21 protein-coding genes and 1 pseudogene are annotated in these 21294 nt (G+C 70.2%); 12 read left to right on the plus strand and 10 right to left on the minus strand.

Annotation, left to right across the window (positions count from 1 at the left end; translation table 11 throughout):
* Positions 1 to 150 precede the first annotated feature (150 nt).
* Positions 151 to 642 (plus strand): Lrp/AsnC family transcriptional regulator, encoded by a 492-nt coding sequence (locus tag ACFFQA_RS25225; RefSeq protein ID WP_377857041.1) that lies wholly within the window; start codon positions 151 to 153, stop codon positions 640 to 642.
* 269 nt (positions 643 to 911) lie between these two features.
* On the opposite strand, the gene greA is transcribed toward ACFFQA_RS25225, so the two are convergent.
* Together greA and ACFFQA_RS25235 are read right to left on the minus strand one after the other, a co-directional pair.
* Positions 912 to 1409: a transcription elongation factor GreA gene (greA, locus tag ACFFQA_RS25230; protein WP_377857044.1), complete on the minus strand. Its 498-nt coding sequence runs from the start codon at positions 1407 to 1409 to the stop codon at positions 912 to 914.
* A 178-nt stretch (positions 1410 to 1587) separates the two neighbouring features.
* On the minus strand, positions 1588 to 2025 hold the full coding sequence (locus tag ACFFQA_RS25235) for a DUF4307 domain-containing protein (RefSeq protein WP_377857047.1): 438 nt from the start codon (positions 2023 to 2025) through the stop codon (positions 1588 to 1590).
* 155 nt (positions 2026 to 2180) lie between these two features.
* Here ACFFQA_RS25235 and mca point away from each other — a divergent pair, with 155 nt between their 5' ends.
* Positions 2181 to 3062, plus strand: coding sequence for a mycothiol conjugate amidase Mca (mca, locus tag ACFFQA_RS25240; protein ID WP_377857050.1), 882 nt, complete (start codon positions 2181 to 2183; stop codon positions 3060 to 3062).
* Positions 3059 to 3346, plus strand: a complete 288-nt coding sequence (locus ACFFQA_RS25245; RefSeq protein ID WP_377857053.1) for a hypothetical protein — start codon at positions 3059 to 3061, stop codon at positions 3344 to 3346. The genes mca and ACFFQA_RS25245 overlap by 4 nt, the downstream gene beginning before the upstream one ends.
* A gap of 1 nt (position 3347) precedes the next feature.
* Here ACFFQA_RS25245 and ACFFQA_RS25250 read toward each other — a convergent pair.
* Positions 3348 to 4151, minus strand: a pseudogene (locus ACFFQA_RS25250) (metallophosphoesterase); the annotation flags it as partial.
* A 132-nt stretch (positions 4152 to 4283) separates the two neighbouring features.
* Here ACFFQA_RS25250 and ACFFQA_RS25255 point away from each other — a divergent pair.
* The 4 genes from ACFFQA_RS25255 (at position 4284) to ACFFQA_RS25270 (ending at position 9873) form a co-directional block, all read left to right on the plus strand.
* The gene (locus ACFFQA_RS25255) at positions 4284 to 6290 is read left to right on the plus strand and encodes a thioredoxin domain-containing protein (protein WP_377857056.1); all 2007 of its coding nucleotides are present in this window, start codon (positions 4284 to 4286) and stop codon (positions 6288 to 6290) included.
* A gap of 111 nt (positions 6291 to 6401) precedes the next feature.
* Complete coding sequence (abmR, locus tag ACFFQA_RS25260; protein ID WP_377857058.1) at positions 6402 to 7001, plus strand: ATP-binding transcription factor AbmR; 600 nt, start codon at positions 6402 to 6404, stop codon at positions 6999 to 7001.
* A 202-nt stretch (positions 7002 to 7203) separates the two neighbouring features.
* Complete coding sequence (locus ACFFQA_RS25265; protein ID WP_377857060.1) at positions 7204 to 8991, plus strand: serine/threonine-protein kinase; 1788 nt, start codon at positions 7204 to 7206, stop codon at positions 8989 to 8991.
* Positions 8992 to 9060: 69 nt separating this feature from the next.
* Positions 9061 to 9873, plus strand: a complete 813-nt coding sequence (locus tag ACFFQA_RS25270; RefSeq protein ID WP_377857062.1) for an FHA domain-containing protein — start codon at positions 9061 to 9063, stop codon at positions 9871 to 9873.
* Here ACFFQA_RS25270 and trhA read toward each other — a convergent pair.
* Positions 9840 to 10466 (minus strand): PAQR family membrane homeostasis protein TrhA, encoded by a 627-nt coding sequence (trhA, locus tag ACFFQA_RS25275; RefSeq protein ID WP_377857687.1) that lies wholly within the window; start codon positions 10464 to 10466, stop codon positions 9840 to 9842. The two genes, ACFFQA_RS25270 and trhA, sit on opposite strands and share 34 nt — an antisense overlap.
* A gap of 207 nt (positions 10467 to 10673) precedes the next feature.
* Positions 10674 to 11090 carry a CoA-binding protein gene (locus ACFFQA_RS25280; protein WP_377857064.1) on the minus strand — a complete coding sequence of 139 codons (417 nt, stop codon included), beginning with the start codon at positions 11088 to 11090 and terminating at the stop codon, positions 10674 to 10676.
* A 55-nt stretch (positions 11091 to 11145) separates the two neighbouring features.
* Here ACFFQA_RS25280 and ACFFQA_RS25285 point away from each other — a divergent pair, with 55 nt between their 5' ends.
* The 4 genes from ACFFQA_RS25285 to phoH2 all read left to right on the plus strand — a co-directional run bounded on the left by ACFFQA_RS25285 (position 11146) and on the right by phoH2 (position 15854).
* Positions 11146 to 11940, plus strand: a complete 795-nt coding sequence (locus tag ACFFQA_RS25285) for an isoprenyl transferase (RefSeq protein WP_377857067.1) — start codon at positions 11146 to 11148, stop codon at positions 11938 to 11940.
* 25 nt (positions 11941 to 11965) lie between these two features.
* Positions 11966 to 13201: a DUF885 domain-containing protein gene (locus ACFFQA_RS25290; protein WP_377857070.1), complete on the plus strand. Its 1236-nt coding sequence runs from the start codon at positions 11966 to 11968 to the stop codon at positions 13199 to 13201.
* Complete coding sequence (locus tag ACFFQA_RS25295) at positions 13191 to 14111, plus strand: PfkB family carbohydrate kinase (RefSeq protein WP_377857073.1); 921 nt, start codon at positions 13191 to 13193, stop codon at positions 14109 to 14111. Before ACFFQA_RS25290 ends, ACFFQA_RS25295 begins: the two co-directional genes overlap by 11 nt.
* A 465-nt stretch (positions 14112 to 14576) precedes the next feature.
* Positions 14577 to 15854: an RNA 5'-3' helicase PhoH2 gene (gene phoH2 / locus ACFFQA_RS25300; RefSeq protein ID WP_377857690.1), complete on the plus strand. Its 1278-nt coding sequence runs from the start codon at positions 14577 to 14579 to the stop codon at positions 15852 to 15854.
* A gap of 61 nt (positions 15855 to 15915) precedes the next feature.
* Here the strand turns inward: phoH2 and ACFFQA_RS25305 are convergent, their stop codons facing one another.
* From ACFFQA_RS25305 to ACFFQA_RS25325, 5 genes are all read right to left on the minus strand, one after another.
* On the minus strand, positions 15916 to 17355 hold the full coding sequence (locus ACFFQA_RS25305) for a GuaB1 family IMP dehydrogenase-related protein (protein WP_377857076.1): 1440 nt from the start codon (positions 17353 to 17355) through the stop codon (positions 15916 to 15918).
* Between the two features lie 55 nt (positions 17356 to 17410).
* Positions 17411 to 17698, minus strand: a complete 288-nt coding sequence (locus tag ACFFQA_RS25310) for a DUF4288 domain-containing protein (RefSeq protein ID WP_377857079.1) — start codon at positions 17696 to 17698, stop codon at positions 17411 to 17413.
* Positions 17695 to 17949, minus strand: coding sequence for a hypothetical protein (locus ACFFQA_RS25315; protein ID WP_377857082.1), 255 nt, complete (start codon positions 17947 to 17949; stop codon positions 17695 to 17697). The genes ACFFQA_RS25310 and ACFFQA_RS25315 overlap by 4 nt, the downstream gene beginning before the upstream one ends.
* A gap of 2 nt (positions 17950 to 17951) precedes the next feature.
* Entirely contained in the window at positions 17952 to 18716 is a 765-nt protein-coding gene (locus tag ACFFQA_RS25320) for a DUF4097 family beta strand repeat-containing protein (protein WP_377857085.1), read from the minus strand.
* Between the two features lie 67 nt (positions 18717 to 18783).
* Entirely contained in the window at positions 18784 to 20331 is a 1548-nt protein-coding gene (locus ACFFQA_RS25325) for an ATP-dependent DNA ligase (protein WP_377857088.1), read from the minus strand.
* A gap of 440 nt (positions 20332 to 20771) precedes the next feature.
* Between ACFFQA_RS25325 and ACFFQA_RS25330 the strand changes: the two genes are divergently transcribed.
* Positions 20772 to 21029 carry a hypothetical protein gene (locus tag ACFFQA_RS25330; RefSeq protein ID WP_377857091.1) on the plus strand — a complete coding sequence of 86 codons (258 nt, stop codon included), beginning with the start codon at positions 20772 to 20774 and terminating at the stop codon, positions 21027 to 21029.
* Positions 21030 to 21294: the final 265 nt, after the last annotated feature.

The raw sequence follows: 21294 nt of genomic DNA on the forward strand, positions 1-21294 counted from the left end.
CTCCTCGGTCACCGGCTGTCAGTTCGTTGCACCGAGCATGGGTGTCCCAGGACACTGTGAGCAACAGTCGGTCGATTCACTGGTCAGAATGCTCAGCTCTGACCGGAAAACCATCGTCAGATCGAGCAGTCTGACCAGGAGGGGTGCGCCGTGGCCGAGGAAGCGCGGGACGAGCCGCTCGACGCGTTGGACGCGCGGCTGTTGCTGCTGCTCACCGATGAGCCCCGGCTGGGCGTGCTGGAGTGCTCGCGCCGGCTCGGCGTCGCCCGCGGGACCGTGCAGGCGCGGCTGGACCGACTGGTGCGGCGCGGGGTGCTCGGCGGGTTCCCGCCCGCGCTCGACCTCGCCGCCATGGGCTACGGGCTGACCGCCTTCGCCATCCTGGAGATCGCCCAGGGGCGCAGGCAGGAGGTCGCCCGTCGGCTCGCCGACATCGACGAGGTCTGCGAGGTGCACGCCACCACCGGCCAGGGCGACCTGCTGGTGCGGATGGTGGCCCGGTCCAACGACGACCTCCAGCGGGTCATCGACGAGGTCGTCGACGCGGCCGGGGTGCAGCGCACGTCCACCGCAATCGCGCTGTCCACGCCCATCCCGCCCCGAGTGCGGCCGCTGCTGGAGCGCCTGCTCGACGACGCCTAGCCCCTCCTCTCGCGTTTTGTAGCCTTAATGCGAAATGAGAGCGCTCTTTCTCGCAACAAGGTGACAAAACGCGAAAACCCTGGCCGCGCCAGCTGGCCCACGTGGGCGCGGGGGCGCGGGGGTGAGTGGGGGTGGGGTGGGGGGCGGCGCCGCCAGGTGTCCGACGGAGTGCGCGCGCCCGGTTCGGCGTCTCCCCGGGACGTGCGGGACAGGCCTCGGACACGCAAAAGACCCGGCCGCCGCTGCGACCGGGTCTCGCGTCAGCGTGCTCAGCCCTGGTAGGGCTTCACGTTCACCAGGGTCACGGCCATCTTGCCGCCACTGGGCAGTTCGTACTCCCGGGTCTCGCCCTCCTTGGCACCCAGGAGGGCCTTGCCGAGCGGGGAGTTCGGCGAGTAGGTCTCCAACTTGCCGTGGGAGCCCTCCTCGCGCGCGCCGAGCAGGAAGGTCTCGGTCTCGTCGTCGCCCTCGTACCGCACGGTCAGCACCATGCCGGGCTGGGCGACACCGGAGTCGCTGGGAGCCTCGCCCACCTTGGCGCTGCGCAGCAGCTCCTGGAGCTGCCGGATGCGCGCCTCCAGCTGGCCCTGCTCCTCGCGGGCGGCGTGGTAGCCGCCGTTCTCCTTGAGGTCGCCCTCTTCCCGGCGGGCGTTGATCTCCGCGGCGATCACCGGGCGGTTGGCGATGTGCTCGTCAAGCTCCTGCTTGAGCCTGTCGTGCGCGTCTTGGGTCAGCCAAGTCACCGGGGTCTCGGTCACGGTTACCACTCCTCGTCTCCTCCCGGGCCTCACGGATGCGAGGCCGGCAGCATTCGCACCCAATGGCTGTGGGCACGAACGGAAAAACACGGCCCCACGAAAGAGGCCGTGCCATCGACCGAGGGTATCACGGTAAGCACTGCCGACGCCCGTGTTTTCCGGCGCCGGGAGGGGTCGTTATCCCAGTTCACCCACTTGGCCGTGGGGTAGGTGCCAGATACTCCGGGACCTGGTATGAGCAGCCGAAAACCTCTCCGGTAACGGGTCGTTTCGAAGTGCGGATAACGGTTGTTTCCAAAGAAAGATCGCGCGCCGGGGCCACGTAGACCTCTTTGCGGCCCGCCTCGTCGCCGTCCTCGGACCGGGCCCGGACGACGCACACCGCGGGCCGGGACGGCTCGTCCCGCGTCACCTGAAAGTTGATCTTTACGCTGTGGTCGTCGACGACCGTGAACGCGGTCCGCTCGGTGGTGATCGGCTGGGTGCCGAGGTTCAGGAAACCGATCACGGTGACCGCGACGCCCAGTGACAGGAAGAACGCGAACAGTGAGACCTGGGCCCAGCGCGGCATCCGCCGGTCCCTGCTGCGGCCGTACCGACCGGGGGGAAGCGCCTGCTCCGTCACCTGGTCCCTGCCTCCCCGCGCCGAAACTGTCAGACCCATTAGGAACAATGGGAGTGCTCGTCGGAGTTGAGTATCTCGGAGTTGAACATCTCGGCGAGGGCCGGGTGTCTTCGTCCGGCCCCGGTGACCGCGAGCAGGAGGGACCACAGCTACCAATGGCCGAGAAGCTGCGTCTGATGACGGTGCACGCGCACCCGGACGACGAATCGAGCAAGGGCGCTGCCACCACGGCGCGCTACGTCGCCGAGGGGCACGAGGTGATGGTGGTCACCTGCACCGGCGGCGAGCGGGGCAGCATCCTCAACCCCGCCATGGAGAGCCCCGAGGTCGAGGCCAACATGGGCGAGGTGCGCCGCGCGGAGATGGCCCGCGCCGCCGAGATCCTCGGCGTCCAGCACCGCTGGCTGGGTTTCGTCGACTCCGGCTTCCCCGAGGGCGACCCGCTGCCGCCGCTGCCGGAGGACTGCTTCGCGCTGGTGCCGCTGGAGGTCTCCACCGAGGAGCTGGTCCGCGTCGTCCGGGAGTTCCGGCCGCACGTGATGATCACCTACGACGAGAACGGCGGCTACCCGCACCCGGACCACATCCGCTGCCACGAGGTCTCCGTCGCCGCCTTCGACGCGGCGGGCGACCCGGAGCGGTTCCCCGGCGCCGGCGCTCCGTGGCAGCCGCTGAAGCTCTACTACTCGCACGGCTTCTCCCGCGCGAAGCTGACCAAGTTCCACGAGACGCTGCTCGCCCGCGGCGAGGAGTCGCCCTACGAGGAGTGGCTCAGCAGGTGGGACTCGAACTCGCCCGACGTGATGGAGCGGGTCACCACGCAGGTCGAGTGCGGCGAGTACTTCGACCAGCGCGACGACGCCCTGCGCGCGCACGCCACCCAGATCGACCCGACCAGCCGCTGGTTCGCCGTGCCGCGCGACCTGGAGCGGGAGATCTGGTCCACCGAGGAGTACGAGCTGGCCCGCTCGCTGGTGGACACCACGCTGCCCGAGGACGACCTGTTCTCCGGCGTGCATGAGAAGGTCACCGCATGACGACTGGTTACGACGGCACGGTGGCGCTCGTGGCGCAGGAGCCACCGAAGCCGGACGACCCGGGCGGGCGCGGCGAGGACTTCGGCAAGGCCGCCCCTGTCGGTCTGCTGCTGCTGATCCTGTTCTTCGTCGCGGTCGCGTTCCTGGCCAGGTCGATGAACAAGCACCTGCGCAGGGTCCCCGCCAGCTTCGACAAGCCCGGTGCGAACGAGCCGGAGGCGAGCAAGCCCGAGGAGGGCAAGGAGGAGGAGAAGCCCGGCAACGGGGCCACTACCTCTTCCTGACGCGGACGACGTCGCTGTACACCGCGTGCCGGTACCAGACCCGGCGCGCGGCGATGTCGACGATGTCCTGCTCCGGGTACCGGAACGCGGTGAGCCTGCCGCCGAAGACGCACCCGGTGTCCAGGCACATCGCGTTGTTGACCCACTTCGCCTCGGCGACCGGAGTGTGGCCGTGGAGCACCGTTGCCGCGCCCCGGTACTTCTCGGCCCAGGGCAGCCGCACCGGCAGTCCGTTGGCGTCGAGCTCACCCGTGGTGTCCCCGTACAGCGCGAACTGCTTGGCGCGCCCGGACTCCACGCCGTGCAGCCGTTCCGGCAGCCCGGCGTGCGCCACGACCAGCCGGCCGTCGTCGAGCACCAAGTGGATCGGCAGGCCCAGCAGGAACTCCAGCACCCGTTCGCGGAACTCCTCGGGCTGTTCGGCGAGCTGCTCCAGTGACTCCGCCAGTCCGTGCCGCGCCGAGACCTTCTCGCCGCGCAGCGACCGCGACAGCTTCAGATCGTGGTTGCCGCACACCACCAGCGCGTGCCCTGCCTCGACCATGCCCATCACCAGGCGCAGCACTCCGGGAGTGTCCGGCCCGCGGTCGACCAGGTCGCCGACGAACACGGCCGTGCGGCCCCTGCGGTGCGTGGCGTCGACGGGGCGGCCCCGCTCGTCGCGCACGAGCTCGTAGCGAAGCGCCGCGAGCAGGTCGCTCAGCTCCTCCAGGCAGCCGTGCACGTCACCGATCACGTCGAAGGGGCCGTGCTCGTCGTGTCGGACGACCTGGGAGGACTCGTACATGATGGTCACTCTGCCAAACGGCGCGACCGAGATTCCTGGCGTGCGGCCCCGCTCGGTGAGGTAACCGGGTAGGAACGATCTCGATCCCGACCTCCCCCGAACGAGACCCCCGACACAGGCCCGACCCGGCCCAGCAGCGAAGGGACGCCGATGCCGAACCGGCTCGCCGAATCCACCAGTCCGTACCTGTTGCAGCACGCCGACAACCCCGTTGACTGGTGGCCGTGGGGCGAGGAGGCGTTCGCTGAGGCCCGCCGCCGCGACGTGCCGGTGCTGCTGTCCGTCGGCTACGCCGCCTGCCACTGGTGCCACGTGATGGCGCACGAGTCCTTCGAGGACCCGGAGACCGCCGAGCTGATGAACGCCAACTTCGTCAACGTCAAGGTCGATCGCGAGGAGCGTCCCGACGTGGACGCGGTCTACATGGAGGCGACCCAGGCCATGACCGGCCAGGGCGGCTGGCCGATGACCTGCTTCCTGACGCCGGAGGGCGAGCCCTTCCACTGCGGCACCTACTACCCACCGGCGCCCCGGCCCGGCATGCCGTCCTTCTCCCAGCTCGTGCGGGCCGTTGGCGAGGCGTGGCGCGAGCGCGGCGACGAGGTCCGCGACTCCGCGAAGCGCATCGTCGCCCAGCTCGCCGAGCACGCCGCCCCGCTCCCGTTGTCCACAGTGGACGAAGAGGTGCTCGCGGGCGCGGTGTCCCGGCTGATGACGGACTTCGACGCGCACAACGGCGGTTTCGGTGACGCGCCGAAGTTCCCGCCGTCGATGGTGCTGGAGTTCCTGCTGCGCCACCACGAGCGCACCGGTTCGGTCGAGGCGTTGACCATGGCCGAGGACACCTTCGAGGCGATGGCTCGCGGCGGCATGTACGACCAGCTGGCCGGGGGCTTCGCGCGCTACAGCGTGGACGCGGGCTGGGTCGTTCCGCACTTCGAGAAGATGTTGTACGACAACGCCTTGCTGCTGCGCGGCTACGCGCATCTCGCCAGGCGGACCGGATCGCCGCTCGCGAGCAGGGTCGCGACGGAGACCGCGGAGTTCCTGATCGGCGAGATGCTCACGCCGGAAGGTGGTTTCGCGGCGTCGCTGGACGCGGACACTGACGGCGTGGAAGGGCTGACGTACGCGTGGACACCCGCGCAGCTGACCGAGGCCCTCGGTGCGGAGGACGGGGAATGGGCCGCGCGGCTGTTGGGGGTCACCGAAGAGGGGACCTTCGAGCACGGCACGTCCACGCTCCAGCTGCGTGCCGACCCGGATGACGTGGACCGGTGGGAGCGGGTCAGGGCGCACCTGCTCGGCGCGCGAGCGGGACGCGCTCAGCCCGGTCGTGACGACAAGGTCGTCACCGCGTGGAACGGCATGGCCATCGCCGCTCTGGCTGACGCGGGAACGGCACTGAACCGTCCACAGTGGATTGAAGCGGCTACGTCCGCCGCGGATCTGTTGCTGCGAAGGCACATGGTGGAAGGCCGTCTGCTCCGGAGCTCTCGCAACGGTGTCGCCGGTGCCGCCGCCGGAGTGCTTGAGGACTACGGGTGTCTCGCGGACGGGTTGCTCGCGCTGTACCAGGCGACGACCACGCCCAAGTGGCTGCACACCGCGACCTTCCTGCTCGACACGGCGCTTGAGCACTTCGGTGACCCGGATGAAGCCGGCGTCTTCTACGACACCGCCGACGACGCGGAGAAGCTGGTGCGCCGTCCGTCCGACGTCTCCGACAACGCCAGCCCTTGCGGCAGCTCGTCCCTGGCCGGCGCGCTGCTGACCGCGTCCGCGTTGGCCGGAGCCGACCGCGCCGCCCGCTACCGCGACGCCGCTGAGCACGCGATCGCGCGCGCGGGTCTGCTCGCAGCTCGTGCGCCCAGGTTCGCCGGCTGGTGGCTCGCGGTCGCGGAGGCGCGGCAGCGCGGACCGCTTCAGGTCGCGGTCGTCGGCGAAGCGGGCGACGAGCGACGCCAGGAACTCGCGCGTGCGGCGCTGGCCGCGCTGCCAGGTGGCGCGCTGCTGCTCGTCGGCGAGCCGGACGAGGCCCCGCTGCTGGCTGACCGGCCGCTTGTCGATGGCGCGCCCGCGGCTTACGTCTGTCGAGGCTATGTCTGCGACAGGCCCGTGACCAGCATTGACGAGGTGGTTTCCGCGCTGTCCTGAGTGGTTCGGCCTGCGCCCCCGGTTCGCTGGGGGCGCATTTTTCATGCTCGGGAACAAGCGTTTCCAGTGTTACGTTTACATGGGTGTAATCATGTAATCAAGGAGGACGAGATGCACGGACGATTCGTGATGACCGGCCGCGACCGGCGCGGCTGGGGTGGCGGCGGAGGCCGAGGGCGAGGCGGTTGGCAGCAGGCGGACCTCCCGTCCGCCGACGACGCGGCGGGCTGGTTCGCCGGGCGGCTGCCGGACGGCTGGTTCACCGGGGCGCCGACGGTGACCGCGGACCGCGAGGAGATCGTGGTGGTCGGCGACCTGCCCGCGCTGGACGGGGACCAGGCCGACGAGGTCGGGCGCGCGGCGGCGGAGACCGGCCGGATCGCCCGGTTCCGGGAGCAGACCCGCGAGGAGCGGATCGAGATCGCCAGGCAGGCCGAGCACCGCTACGGGCGCAAGGTCGCGTGGGGAGCCCGGCTCGGCGGCACCGAGGAGCTGTTCACCACGCTGTCGGTGCCAGTGATGACGCGACTGCGCCAGCCGGAGCGTCTGGTGCTGGACACGCTGGTCGATGCGGGCGTTGCCCGCTCGCGCTCGGAGGCTCTCGCATGGGCGGTCCGCCTGGTCGGCGAGCACGCGGAGAACTGGCTCGGCGAGCTGCGCGAGGCGATGACGAAGGTGGACGAGCTGCGCGCGAAGGGCCCCGAGCTGTAGGGCAGGGCCACGGCGGGCGGCGTCCCGCGACTTGGACACAGCGCGGCTTCACGAGCATCCTCGACGCGGACCCCGCGTTCGGGAAGCGCGCATGCCACGTCGGCCGCCTGGGCCTGGCCAGGGAACGCCGGGTGTAGGGATCCGCCAGAGGTCCTGGTAACCGCCTGTGGTGGCGTGCGCACTCCCAGTACCATCCGGCCGCGTGGCGGATCCTCTGATAGCTGGCCGGTTCCAGCTCCACGAGAAGATCGGTTCGGGAGGCAAGGGCGTCGTCTGGCGCGCCACAGACGAGGAACTCGGCCGAGTGGTCGCGATGAAGCGAGCGCTGCCCGGTGCCAGCGAGCGGGAGCTGGCGCGGCTGAGGCGGGAGGCCCGGATCGCGGCGGCGCTGCACCACCCGCATGTGGTCACCCTGTTCGACGTGGTCCGAGACGGGCCCGACCGCTGGCTCGTGATGGAGTACGTGCCCTCGCGGAGCCTGGCCGAGATCCTCGACGAGCGCGGTTCGGTGTCCCCGCGGTGGGCGGCGTCGATCGGGGCGCAGGTCGCCGACGCGATGCGCGCCGTGCACGCCCACGGGATCGTGCACGGTGACATCAAGCCGGGCAACGTGCTCGTCACCGAGGACGACATCGCCAAGCTGACCGACTTCGGCATCTCCAGCGTGACCGGCGGTGGGGTGACGCAGACCGACTGCGGCCTGGTCAGCGGCACCCCCGCCTACCTCGCCCCCGAGGTCGCCGCCTACGGGGACGCGACCACGGCCTCGGATGTGTTCTCGCTCGGGGCAACCCTGTTCGCCGCGGTGGAGGGGACATCGCCGTTCGGCACCGCGGACGACCCTCGGGCGATGCTGCGCAGGGCCAGCCTCGGGCGCGTCTCGTCGGCCAGCAGCGCGGGTGAGCTGACACCGGTGCTGGAGGCGCTGCTCCAGCGGGAGCCCGAGGATCGGCCGAATGCGGGGGAGGTCCTGCGCGCGCTCAGACGGGTTGCCGGCGAGCCCGACGAGCCCGTTGAAGTTTCGTCCACTATGGACAGTCCGGGTCCTCGCTCCCGCTGGCGCCGCGCCGCGCTGGTCACCCTGGCCGTCGCGGTGCTCGCGGCCATCGCGCTGGTGCCCACCATCGGCGGGTCCGGCCCGCCTCCGGTGGCCGCGGGCGATCCCCGGTCCGCCGATCCCTGTGCCCTCATGGATGCCGGCGTGCTCAAGGGCTTCGGGGCGGCCAGGCTGGTCACGGATCGCGGAGTCTTCAGCCGCTGCGATGTGTTCGTGCGGCTACCGGACGGAATCGAGGTCGACGTCGAGCTGGAGTTCGAGGACGCGTTGCCACCCGGGATGAGCCCTCCGGGACAGGTCGAACAACGGGACCGCCTGGTCATCGCCCGGCAGCCGTACACGGGCACCCGCTGCGAGCACACCCTGGTCCTGGCCGACCGGAACCGCGTCGTCATCGCCGCCAAACGATCCAAGCGGGGTTCGACGGACCTGTGCGCGCTGGCCGAGGCCGCGACCAGCCACGCCGTGGCGGTGCTCGAACAGCGGGGTGGCGTGCCGCGTCGCACGGCGGGGTTCGTAGCCAACTCGCTCGCCACGTTGCCCGCCTGCGGGCTGCTCAGCGCCGAGGCGCTCAACCGGGTTCCCGGGATCGACGCCTCCCAGCCGGACACCGCCTTCGCCGACTGGGAATGTCGTTGGCGGAGCACGACCAGCGCCAGCAGGGTGGCGGTGGTCTTCGATCGCCACCAGCCGCTGACGAGGGCGGACGGACAGCCGGTTCGGATCGGTGACCGTGATGCCTTCTTCAAGCCGGAGGAGGGCGAAGACCACGACACCTGCGCGGTTCGGGTGCCCCACCGGACGTACCCCGACTCGAACGGCAGGGTCGAGCTGCTGCGCGTTCTCGCCAGCGGCGAGCCGTCGATGGATCAGCTCTGCGCGACGGCCATCGAGCTGGCCAGATCGGCCGTCGCGAAGCTGCCGCCTGCCTGAGGCCCAGTTCGGGAGGGGTCCCGGCGACATGCGGGAACCTGTGCCCACGGCGCGTCAAAGGGAGTTGAGATGAACGACGAGGACGGACAGCGACTGCCACCCGCCCACGACAGCCTGGCGTTCGGCGCCAGGGCCACGGTCCCCGCGACGATCTTCGCTCTCTCGATCACGGGAGGGATCACGGTCAAGCCCCGCGAGGGACGCACGATCCTGTTCGGGCGCAACCGCCTCGACGTGCACGTCTGCCTGGGGGAGACCGATCGCCGGGTCAGCCGTCAGCAAGGGGTGGTGTTCCACCAGGACGGCAGGTGGTGGGTGCGCAACACCGGGCGCCTGCCCGTGCGGCTGCCGGGCTCGCGGATGCTGTTCACCGACGAGCAGTCCCTACCGCTGGCCGCCGGGTACACGCCACTGTTCGTGCGCGGTTCGAAGGGCAGGGAGCACCTGCTTGAGCTGTTCGTGACCGGTGAGGACGGGCGGCTTCCCGGGACCCGCCACAACGACCCGACGCAACCGCCGCGAACTTGGAAGCTCCAGGAAGACGAGCGGCTGGCGCTGACGGTCCTGGGGCAGCGCTACCTGCTCCACGAGGCGTTCCCCCGACCGCTGTCCTGGGAGCAGACCGCCGAGCTGCTCGACGAGCTCCAACCGGAGGCCGGCTGGACGGCCAAGCAGGTCGCGCACAAGGTCACCGCGGTCCGAAACCGGCTCTCCCGCGAGGGCGTCCCCGGGCTGACCCGTGAGGAGGTCGGTGAGCCGGTCGGCAACACCCTCAACGACAACCTGATCAAGGAGCTCGTGTTGTCCACGACCCTCATCCCGCCGGACCTCGCCCGGCTCGACCGGGGTCAGGGGTACATCACGAACCAGATCGCGATGTAGTGGCAGATCGCGGCGAGCACGGTGGCGGCGTGGAAGAACTCGTGGTGCCCGAAGGTCTTCGGCCACGGGTTCGGCCACGACGTCGCGTAGAGCACGCCGCCGATGGTGTAGAACGCGCCGCCGACCAGCAGCAGCACCAGGGCGGTGACCCCGCCGGTCGCCAGGATGTCCGGCAGCACGAACACCGCCACCCAACCGAGCGCGATGTAGATCGGAGTGCCCAGCCAGCGCGGCGCGGTCGGCCACGCGAGCTTCAGCGCGACGCCCGCGATCGCGCCGCCCCAGACCACGGCGAGCACGGTGGTGCCGGTCTCCGGCGGCATGGCCAGCAACGAGAACGGCGTGTAGGTGCCCGCGATGAACACGAAGATCATCGAGTGGTCCAGCCGCTTCATCCACACCTGCGCCTGGCTGGTGAGCCAGTCCCGCCGGTGGTACAGCGCGCTGATACCGAACAGGCCGAGCACGGTCACCGCGTAGACCGACGTGCCGAAGGCCGCCTTCGCGCCGACGGTGGACGCGGCGAGCGCGATCAGCGTGGCTCCGGTGGCGAAGGAGGTCCAGAAGGACCAGAAGTGGATCCAGCCCCGCATCAGCGGCTTCTCGAAGACCGGCTCCACCGTGGGTGCAAGGGATTCAGTGGTCACGAGCCAAGGTTACGACACCGTAGGTTACGCGCGCGTAACCTGTGGTCGTTTGCACAGTCCCCCACCATATCTCCGCCATTCGCGGGCTTATGGACCTCCCTGGATGTGCTCACCCGTCCATAAGCCCGCGAATGGCCGTACGTGTGCCGTGGGTTAGGGGAGGAGGCGGGCGTGTTCGACCTTGAGGCAGCGGTTGGAGACCACGGCGAGGCCCGCGTCCCGTGCGCGGGACTCGGCCTCCGGGTTGGTGATGCCCAGTTGCAGCCAGACGGCTTTCGCGCCGACCTTGATCGCCGACTCCACCACGGGGGGCACGTCTTCGGGGCGGCGGAAGACGTCCACCACGTCGATCGGCTCCTGGATGTCCTCGAGCGCGGCGTGGACCGGGTTGCCGAACAGCTCGCCCGACAGCTTCGGGTTGACCGCGAGCACGCGGAAGCCCGCGTGCTGGAGGTAGGTCGCCACCGCGTGGCTTGCCCTGTCCGGGCGGTCGCTCGCGCCGACCACCGCGACGGTCCGCATCGACCGGAGGATTCGCTCGATCACTGTTGACTCACCGTAGCCGTTCATATCGGGAGTGTGGCCGGTTCGGGGGGCTCCCGCGCCGCGCGTACCCTTTTCAGACGTGGGTGTGCGTGATACGCGGTTGTGGAAGCGGGCCCGGGACATTGTCTACAAGGGCTACGAGTGGCGACTCAGTCGCGCCATCGTCGGCACCCAGCACCCGCGGCACGTCGGGGTCATGCTCGACGGCAACCGCCGGTGGGCTCGCGAGGCCGGGCTCGTCGACGTCAACGACGGCCACCGCGTGGGCGCGAGCCGGATCGCCCACCTGCTGAACTGGTGCCAGGACGCCGGGGTCGAGGTCGCGACGCTGTGGCTGCTGTCCACCGACAACCTCAACCGCGAGGCGTCCGAGCTCCAGCCGCTGCTGGAGATCATCGCGGGCGTCGTCGACGAGCTGGCCGCGCCGGAGACCCCGTGGCAGGTGCGCATCGTCGGCACGCTGGACAAGCTGCCCACCGAGATCGCCCACCGCATCTCCGCCGCCTCGGTGCGCACCAAGAACCGCACGGGCATGCAGGTCAACATCGCCGTCGGCTACGGCGGCAGGCAGGAGATCGCCGACGCGGTCCGCAAGCTGCTGCTCAAGCACGCCGAGGCGGGCACCAGCATCGAGGAGCTGGCCGAGGTCCTCGACGTCGACCACATCGCCGAGCACCTCTACACCTCCGGCCAGCCCGACCCGGACCTGGTGATCCGCACCTCCGGTGAGCAGCGGCTGTCCGGGTTCCTGCTCTGGCAGTCCGCGCACTCGGAGTTCTGGTTCTGCGACGCGTACTGGCCGGACTTCCGCCGCGTCGACTTCCTGCGCGCGCTGCGCGAGTACGGCGCGCGGCACCGACGTTTCGGGAACTGAGCGCGGGATCGTAGGCTCCCCCGTCGTGGAGGGAACCCAGCTCGTTCGCGAGTACCTGCTGCTAGGCCTGCGGTTCGACCGCCTCGTCGACGGCTTCGTCGACGCGTACACGGGGGATCCCGCGCTGCGCAGGCGGATCGAGAACGAGCCCAAACCAGACCCCGCCGCTCTTGCCGCTCGCGCAAGGGATCTGCGTGGCGAGCTGGCCGGAATCGACCTCGCGCCGGAGCGCGTGCGCTTCCTCGACGCCCACCTGACCGCGCTGGAGTGCTCGGGCCGCAAGCTCGCAGGGCAGGAGGTCGGCTTCGTCGACGAGGTCGATGCGTACTTCCAGGTCCGGATCACCCGGGGCGACGAGGACGTCTACCGCGAGGCGCACCGGGAGCTGGACCGGCTGCTGCCCGGTGGTGGTCCGCTGCGCGAGCGGCTCAGCTCCTTCCGCAAGCGTGACGAGGTGCCCGCCGAGAAGCTGGAGCCGTGCGTGCTCGCGCTCTCCAGCGCCCTGCGCGACAAGGCCCGCGACGTCTTCGGCCTGCCGGAGCAGGAGACCGTCGAGTACGAGATCGTCTCGGACAAGCCGTGGAGCGGCTTCAACTACTACCTCGGCGGCTACCGGTCGAAGGTCGCGATCAACGCCGACCTCGGGCACCGGATGGCGAACCTGCCGCACCTGGTCGCGCACGAGTCCTACCCGGGTCACCACACCGAGCACTGCCGCAAGGAGGCGGGCCTCGTCGGCAAGCGCGGCCAGGACGAGCAGACGATCTTCCTGGTGAACACGCCGCAGTGCCTGATGGCGGAGGGCCTTGCCGACCTGGGGCTGCACGCGCTGGTCGGCGCGGGCTGGGGGCCGTGGACGCAGGAGATCCTCGGTGACCTCGGCCTGCACATGGAGGGCGAGCAGGTCGAGCGCATGGAGGGCGCGCTCGGCGGGCTGCTGTCGGTGCGGCAGGACGCGGCGCTGATGCTGCACCACCACGGAGCCGACCCGGACGAGGTCGCCGCGTTCCTCCAGCGCTGGCTGCTGGTCAACGAGGCCCGTGCCCGGCAGATGCTGCGCTTCCTCTCCGACCCGCTGTGGCGCGCCTACACCACGACCTACGTCGAGGGTTACCGCCTGCTGCGCGCCTGGCTGGACGCACGCCCCAGCGGCCAGGAGCTGTCGGAGCGCTACCGCAGGCTGCTCGACGAGCCGCTGGTGCCCGTCACCGTGCGCGAGGAGCTCGCCGCGGCCGTTCCGGTGGTCCCGCATGGTGGCTGACCAACCGGGAGCGGTGTTGTGCGTCGGCCTGGCCACGGTCGACGTGCTGCACCGGGTCCAGGGCTTCCCCTCGGCGAACAGCAAGATCACCGCGACCCGGCAGGACGTGGCCGCGGGCGGGCCCGCGACGAACGCGGCCGTCACCGCCGCCGCGCTGGGCTCGCGGGTCACGCTGCTCACCGCGCTGGGCACGCATCCGCTCGCGCACTCCGTCCGCGACGAGCTCACCGGCTTCCGGATCACCGTTCGCGACGCCGCGCCCGACCGCACCGAGGCGCCGGGGGTCTCCGCGGTCGCGGTGCACGAGGGCACGGGGGAGCGCAGCGTGGTCTCGGCCGACGCGCGTGGTGTCGATCCCGGACCACCCGCCGAGCTGACGCAGCTGGTGTCCGGGGTGGACGTGGTGCTGATCGACGGGCACCACCCCCGGCTGGCGCTCGCCGCGGCGCAGACGGCGGCCAGGATCGGCGTCCCGGTGGTCTTCGACGCGGGCCGCTACAAGCCCCATCACGAGCAGCTCCTGGACTGGGTCGACATCGCGGTGTGCTCCGGCGACTACCGGTTACCGAATTGTGAGCAGGAGGAGCGGACAATTCGGGCGCTGAGCGAACGGGTCGCCGTGGGGGCCATGACGCGCGGAAGTGATCCGATCGTGTGGTGGCATGACGACATCCGTGGCGAGGTCCCGGTCCCGGTCGTATCGGTTCAGGACACGCTCGGTGCCGGAGACGCCTTCCACGGCGCGTTCGCCCACGCGGTCGCAGCCCAGGGGTGGAACGGCGGAAAAGTTGCTGATCACCTGCGTTTTGCGGGCCTGGTGGCGACGGTCAGGGTGCAGCACGCCGGGCCCCGAAGTTGGCTGGAGAAGCTACCCTCAGTAGTTGGTTTGGACTCGCCCCAGGTGCTCTGAGCAGGGGGCCGTCGGCGTCCGCGGCGCTACGTGAGCGGTACGTAGCGTTGTGATGACGATCTAGCGAATCACCTGTGTGGCTGTCTGCGGGGGGTCGGTGTTCGGGGGTAACTTCCGTTGTGGTAGGCCGTGTCCGAAGCGGCCTGCCCCGGGAGGCCCTGGTCTTGGTTGTCAACTGCGTGACGGTCACACCGTCCACACGACACCCGAGGGGGCCGGCGCCCGGCCCTCGCGACCGCGAGGCCTGAAGCCGGACACACCGGCTTCGGAGCTTCGAGGTTCACCAGGGCGGATGCCCGGCCCACCGAGGTAAGCGGACGCGGACGCCGCGTTCGTGAGGGAGTTGCCGTGACAGCACGACGTTCCCAAGCGCAGGCGAACAGCCAGTCCTCCAACACTTCCAGGACCACACCGAAGCAGGACGGAGCCGCGGGCACCACCGGCCCCGTCCCCGAGCGCACCTACGTGATCGACACTTCGGTGCTGTTGTCCGATCCCTGGGCGATAACCCGGTTTGCCGAGCACGCCGTGGTGCTTCCGCTCGTCGTGGTCGGGGAGCTGGAGGGAAAGCGACACCACCCCGAACTGGGCTGGTTCGCGAGGGAGGCATTGCGCCTGCTCGACGAACTGCGGCTGAGGCACGGCCGGCTCGACACCCCGGTGCCGATCGGCGAGCAGGGTGGTGTCCTGCACGTCGAGCTCAACCACTCCGACCCCCAGGTGCTGCCACCGGGGTTCCGGACGGACTCCAACGACGCCAGGATCCTCGCGTGCGCGTTGAACCTGGCGGCGGACGGACTCGCGGTCACCCTGGTCACCAAGGACATGCCGTTGCGGGTCAAGGCGGGTGCTGTCGGTCTCGACGCCGACGAGTACCGCGCCCAGGACGTCACCCCGTCCGGCTGGAACGGCATGGCCGACCTCGAAGTGGGCTCCGCGGTCGTCGACGCGCTCTACAAGGAGAGCGTCATCGACCTCGACGAGGTCAGGGACATGCCGTGCCACACCGGTCTGCGGCTGCTCGCGGGCTCGGCGAGCGCGTTGGCCAGGGTCACCCCGGAGAAGCGCGTGCGGCTCGTGCGCGGGGACCGGGAGGCGTTCGGGCTGCACGGCAGGTCCGCTGAGCAGCGGATCGCGCTGGACCTGTTGCTGGACCCCGACGTCGGCATCGTCTCCCTCGGTGGCCGCGCCGGAACGGGGAAGTCCGCGCTGGCGTTGTGCGCCGGCCTGGAGGCGGTGATGGAACGCCGTCAGCACCGCAAGGTCGTGGTGTTCCGCCCGGTGTACGCGGTCGGCGGTCAGGAGCTCGGTTACCTGCCGGGTTCGGAGACCGAGAAGATGCAGCCGTGGGCGCAAGCGGTCTTCGACACCCTCGGGGCCTTGGCGGGCAAGGACGTCATCGACGAGGTGATGGACCGAGGGATGCTGGAGGTGCTGCCGCTGACCCACATCCGAGGGCGGTCGCTGCACGACTCGTTCGTGATCGTGGACGAGGCGCAGTCCTTGGAGCGCAACGTGTTGCTCACGGTGCTGTCCAGGCTCGGCTCGGGATCGCGGGTGGTGCTCACCCACGACGTCGCCCAGCGCGACAACCTCCGGGTCGGCCGCTACGACGGCATCGCGGCGGTGATCGAGAAGCTCAAGGGACACCCGCTTTTCGCGCACGTCACGCTGACCCGGTCGGAGCGCTCGCCGATCGCGGCGCTGGTGACCGAACTGCTTGAGGGGGACATCATCTCCTGATTGCCTGACGCAGCAAGGAAAAGTGGCCCTCGCCCGGTTGCGGCGAGGGCCACTTTCCACGTCACCAGCCCGAGGGCAGCGGCCTGCCTTCGGCGAAACCGGCCGCCGACTGCATGCCGAGCACCGCGCGCTCGTGGAACTCCTCCAGGGTGTGCGCGCCCGCGTAGGTGCACGCGGAGCGGACTCCGGAACAGATCGAGTCGAGCAGGTCCTCGACGCCCGGTCGGTTCGGGTCCAGCCGCATCCGCGAGGTGGAGATGCCCTCCTCGAACAGCGCCTTGCGCGCGCGGTCGAAGGCGTTGTCGGTGCGGGTCCGCGCGCTCACTGCCCGCTTGGACGCCATGCCGAAGGACTCCTTGTACGGCCGCCCGGCCTCGTCGCGCAGCAGGTCGCCAGGGGACTCGTAGGTACCGGCGAACCAGGAGCCGACCATCACCGACGCGGCTCCGGCGGCGAGGGCCAGCGCCACGTCGCGCGGGTGCCGGACACCGCCGTCGGCCCACACGTGCTTGCCGAGCCGCCGCGCCTGCGCCGAGCACTCCGCGACCGCGGAGAACTGCGGCCGCCCGACACCGGTCATCATCCGCGTCGTGCACATCGCTCCGGGACCGACGCCGACCTTGATCACGTCGGCACCCGCGTCGACCAGGTCGCGCACTCCCTCCGCGGTGACCACGTTGCCCGCCACCACCGGCACGTCCGGGGCGACCGAGCGCACGGCCTTGAGCGCGCTGATCATCTTCTCTTGGTGGCCGTGCGCGGTGTCCACGATCAGCGCGTCCACGCCCGCTTCCAGCAACGCGCGGGCCTTCGCCGCCACGTCGCCGTTGACGCCGACCGCCGCGGCCACCCGCAGCCTGCCGAGGTCGTCGAGCGCGGGCCGGTAGATGTCCGCCCGCAGCGCGCTCACCTTGGTCAGGGCACCGGCGAGGCGGCCGTCGGCGTCCACGGCAACGGCGAGCTGGCCCGTCCCGCCGTGCAGCGCCTCGAAGACCTCGCGCGGCGCGGTGTCCAGCGGCAGCGCGACCAGCTCGGTGTCAGCCACCTCGCCGAGGCGGGTGAAGCGGTCCACCCCGGTGCAGGACTCCTCGGTGACGATGCCGACCGGGTGGTGGTCCTCGTCCACGACGACCACGGCGTGGTGGGCGCGCTTGGGCAGCAGGTTCACCGCGTCGGCGACCGCGTCGTGCGGGTGCAGCACCAACGGGGTGTCCCAGACGGGGTGGCGGGCCTTGACCCAGCCGACGATCTCGGCGACCGCCTCGGGGGCGACGTCCTGCGGCAGCACCACGAGACCACCGCGCCTGGCGACCGTCTCGGCCATCCTGCGGCCCGCAACGGCGGTCATGTTGGCCACCACGATGGGAATCGTGGCACCTGTTCCGTCCACAGTGGACAGATCGACGTCGAACCTGGACTCGACGCCGGAGCGCCCCGGCACCAGGAAGACGTCGTCGTAGGTCAGGTCGTAGCGGGGCTCATGCCCGTCGAGGAAGCGCACGAACAGGTGAGCGTACCCGCGCGCACGTGTTCCCGCCGTCTGCTCGACGAAGGTCCTATACGGCCTGGCTCGCCATGTGCGCGGCCGCGTACCGCGGTCGGCGCACGGGCGCCGGGGTCACCGGCCGCACGTCGAGGACGCTCAGCAGGGACCAGCGGACCAGTCCGTCCTCGCCGCGGCGCACGGTCTCCAGGGAGCTGCCGTGCCGTTCCGCGGTGTCATAGGCCTCCTCCGGAGAGGACGCGTTGACCATCAGGTTCATCTGCTCGTAGCGGGGCTGGTGATCAGTCCGGTCGGACGAGGAGACCAGGACGACGAGTGCGCGGTAGCTCTGGGTGATCATTCAGTCCTCCTGATCGTCGCGCCGCCGTTGGCGGAGCGGACCACGATGCCGCCCTGGGCGGCGTTCAGCCGACGGTCTGCCTCGATCACCGGGCTGGCGCCCACCTCCAGCCGCACCGCGTCGGAGCCGACCACCGCGACGATCGGCTCGCGCCCGCTCTCCGCCGAAGCCGGCCAGGTGTACGGCCCGCAGACGCCGAGCGCCAGCGCCCCCAGGGCGACGACTGCGGCCATCCGGTTGCGTTGCCCCATCACTAGGACCGTCCGAGAGAGATGTCGCCCACGCCCGCGACCACGCGGACCGTGCGGTCGCTCGCGGCGTCGTTGTCGATGCCGGAGTGCAGCTCGCCCCGCTCGGGACGCACGTCGAGCCGGTAGCGCTCAGCGCCCGTGGGCAGGGTCAGTCGCACGTCACCTCGGGCCACCTGGAGGTCGACCGTCGTCGGCGCGGCGGCGAAGTCGACCCGCACGTCACCGTGCTCGGCGATCGTCTCGACCCGCCCGCTGCGCAGCTCGCCCAGCGAGACGTCGCCGTCCCGCGCGGTGATCTTCAGGTCGCCCGTCACCCGGTCGCCCCGGACGTCCCCGCGGTCGGCCTTCAGCTCCAGCCTGCTGGTGACCCCGGAGACCCGGACGTCTCCCGCTCCGATCTCGACCACCAGGTTGACCTGCGGCGGCACCTTGACGACGTAGCGGTTGTCGCAGATGCCCCGCGAGGACTCCGGACACCCGTCGTCCAGCCAGAGGTCCGCGTTCTCCATCGCGAGCCGGTTGGCGCGGTCGGCAGCCCCGCCGGTCCGGTACCGGGTGACGTCGACCGTCGCCGCGGTGCCCTGCTCCAGGGTGAGGTCGCCCCGGTCGCGCACGTGCACCCGCAGCTCCGGCGCGGAGAACTGGAAGGTCGTCGTGGTGGGGATGTCCGCGCCGTTCTTCTGCGGCCGGGTGTCGCAGGCGCTGAGCGCCAACGCCCCGAGCACCACCACGAGCGCTGCCGCGGTCCCCCTGCTGCTGCGTGCCACCTGGTCCTCCTGGCGAATGGCCGAGCCCGTCACCCATGACTCTGCCCGCGGGAGGGGGTCGAGGGGATCAGGGAAGCCCCCGATCCGATACTGGGGTTGTCCGTACCCCCACGAGGAGGTCGCGGACCGCGTCGATCGTGTCCGCGTCGCCGGCGTCCTTGTCCGGCCGGTACCGCAACACCCTGGCGAACCGCAGTGCCACACCACCGGGATAACGCGGACTGACCTGGGCGCCGTCCAGCTCGATCTCCACGACCAGCTCCGGCCGCAGGTGCACCGTGTGGTCGTCCCTGTGCGTCTGTCTTCTCTGGAGTTCCCTGGTCTGCCACGCCAGCAGCTCGTCGGTGAGGCCCTTGAACGTCTTGCCCACCATGATCGGCGGCCCGCCGTCCAGGTCCCGCGCGCCCAGGTGCAGGTTGGACAGGAGGCCGGTGCGCCTGCCGTGCCCCCACTCCGCCGCCAGCACCACCAGGTCGAGGGTGTGCGCGGGCTTCACCTTCCGCCAGGCCCGTCCCCGCCTGCCCGCGGCGTAGCCGGAGTCCATGGCCTTGACCATCACGCCCTCGTGCCCCGCCGCGAGCGCCGCGTCCAGCAGCGCGGCAGCCTCGTCGGCCGTCGGGTCCACAGTGGACGGAATGCGGTGCTCGCCCGCGACTTCGTCAAGTGCCGCAAGGCGTTCCCGCAGCGGCGCGTCCAGCAGGTCCACCCCGTCCAGGTGGAGCACGTCGAAGAAGTACGGGTGCAGCAGCAGTTCTCTGGGGTCCGTCGCGCCGAACCTGCTCATCGTCTCCTGGAACGGCCGGGGCCTGCCGTCGTCGGTCAGCGCCAGCGTCTCGCCGTCGAGCACCACCGAGCGGCACGGCAGCGCGCGCACCAGCTCGACCAGTTCCGGCACGCGCCCGGTGATCTCCCGCAGGGTCCTGGTGTAGACATGCACCTCCTCGCCGTCGCGGTGCACCTGGATCCGCGCGCCGTCGAGCTTGTACTCCACGCTGGAGGAGCCCTGTTCGGCGATGGCGGTGTCCAGCGACTCCGCCGGGGAGGCCAGCATCGGCCGCACCGGCCTGCCGAGCCGGAGCCGGAACGCGGCCAGCCCCCGTTCGCCCTCGGCGCGGGCCGCCACCGCCGTCGCGGCGAGGTCGCCGCTGAGCATCAACGCCCGCCGCACCGCCTCCGGCGGCACCTCGTACGCCGTGGCCACCGCGTCGACCATGACGCCCTCCAGCGCACCCTGGCGCAGCTCGCCGACGAGCAACCGGAACAGGAACCGCTGCTCGTCCTCGGTCGCGTCGGAGAACAGCTCTGTCAACAGCGATCTCCTGCGGTCCGTCGCCCCCTTGCCGCCGATCTCGGCGAGGCGTTGCAGGTAGTCGTCCACAGCGGACAGTGAGAGCGCCGGTTCCGCGGCGGGGGGCGCCGTCAGCTCGGACAGCAGTCGCCAGCCGACCCCGATCTTCCCCTGGCGCGGCACGCCGACCAGCAACGCGACCACCAGACCGGCGCGCGTCGGGTCGGGCGCCGCGCGCAGCAGCTCGGCCAGCGCGGTGGTCTTCGCGCGGCGGGAACGGGTGGCGCCCACCACGGCCGATGTGGTGACAAGCTCGGCGAGCAGCATGCGGCCATGATGTGCCGGAGGTCTGACATTCGCGCCCGGGTCACCACCGTTCGGGTGGCGTCCATCCGGTTGGTCTTCCACGCCGAACCTCTCAGGTTTCTTGCCAACCGGCCTGTCAAGCGGCACATTTCTACATGCTTTTCGCGAGCCAGCAGGGCCTTTGGTGAAAATGAAAATACTTCACGGTAGCTTTTCGTTCATTGCCTATGAAACGGCTCGCGAGTTGGTAAATGCTGAACGGTGCAACGAACATCACCCTTATAGCCGTTTCAATGGTGATCGCCTTCGTCTACCTTGAATGACCTTGGCATCGAGGTGGGGCTGCCCCGTTTCTCGGTCCGCTCCGCGGTGGGGCCCTTGTTTCCTGGTTGCGATTGTGGGCGAGATTTGTTACTTCTTGTTCCCCGTCTCGTCCGGGATTTCTGTGGGAGTGGTGACAGGTGATTGTGACCGATGGCGATATCAAAAGACCGTCCGAAAGGGGTGTTGACTGGAGTGCTCAATGTACCGATGCGTACGGGCAGAGCAGCGACTTCGGCGTCATCCGCACACCGGACGGCATTGTCCTGGTCGCGCCGCCAGGCGGGTCTGGGTTGTTCGATTTCGGCGAGCTCTGCGAGCTGATTTCGCGGCTGACTCAGGACGCCGGAGGCATGTTGCCGACTGCTCCGAAAACGAGCGAGGACGACTTTCAATGAGTGCAGTACACGAGTTGCGTTCCCCTGTTCCGGGCGAGAATGAAGAAGACGAGCGTTTTTACTCGGAGATACTCAGGCAAATCGGCAGAGGGCACGACGGACTGCTTGCTCTGGTTCAGAGCGGTCGGCTACGCCGTAGTGAGTACCCGCCCTTGCTCCACCTCACGCAGGGCTGGCAGTGGATTCTCGACCGGCACGCCAGGGACGAGAAGGGCCGCTGCGAGGGTTGCCGGAGGAATATGGTCGGGCGGCGTCCGATGTGGCC

It is taken from the genome of Allokutzneria oryzae (assembly GCF_042429765.1).
GTDB lineage: Bacteria > Actinomycetota > Actinomycetes > Mycobacteriales > Pseudonocardiaceae > Allokutzneria > Allokutzneria oryzae.

Bases quoted from the DNA above. Each gene is read 5' to 3' on its own strand.
- ACFFQA_RS25270 (WP_377857062.1), top strand. From the start codon at position 9,061: ATGAACGACGAGGACGGACAGCGACTGCCACCCGCCCACGACAGCCTG.
- ACFFQA_RS25245 (WP_377857053.1), top strand. From the start codon at position 3,059: ATGACGACTGGTTACGACGGCACGGTGGCGCTCGTGGCGCAGGAGCCA.
- mca (WP_377857050.1), top strand. From the start codon at position 2,181: ATGGCCGAGAAGCTGCGTCTGATGACGGTGCACGCGCACCCGGACGAC.
- trhA (WP_377857687.1), bottom strand. From the start codon at position 10,466: ATGCGGGGCTGGATCCACTTCTGGTCCTTCTGGACCTCCTTCGCCACC.
- ACFFQA_RS25315 (WP_377857082.1), bottom strand. From the start codon at position 17,949: ATGGGGCAACGCAACCGGATGGCCGCAGTCGTCGCCCTGGGGGCGCTG.
- ACFFQA_RS25255 (WP_377857056.1), top strand. From the start codon at position 4,284: ATGCCGAACCGGCTCGCCGAATCCACCAGTCCGTACCTGTTGCAGCAC.
- ACFFQA_RS25310 (WP_377857079.1), bottom strand. From the start codon at position 17,698: ATGATCACCCAGAGCTACCGCGCACTCGTCGTCCTGGTCTCCTCGTCC.
- ACFFQA_RS25280 (WP_377857064.1), bottom strand. From the start codon at position 11,090: ATGAACGGCTACGGTGAGTCAACAGTGATCGAGCGAATCCTCCGGTCG.
- ACFFQA_RS25295 (WP_377857073.1), top strand. From the start codon at position 13,191: ATGGTGGCTGACCAACCGGGAGCGGTGTTGTGCGTCGGCCTGGCCACG.
- abmR (WP_377857058.1), top strand. From the start codon at position 6,402: ATGCACGGACGATTCGTGATGACCGGCCGCGACCGGCGCGGCTGGGGT.
- ACFFQA_RS25325 (WP_377857088.1), bottom strand. From the start codon at position 20,331: ATGCTGCTCGCCGAGCTTGTCACCACATCGGCCGTGGTGGGCGCCACC.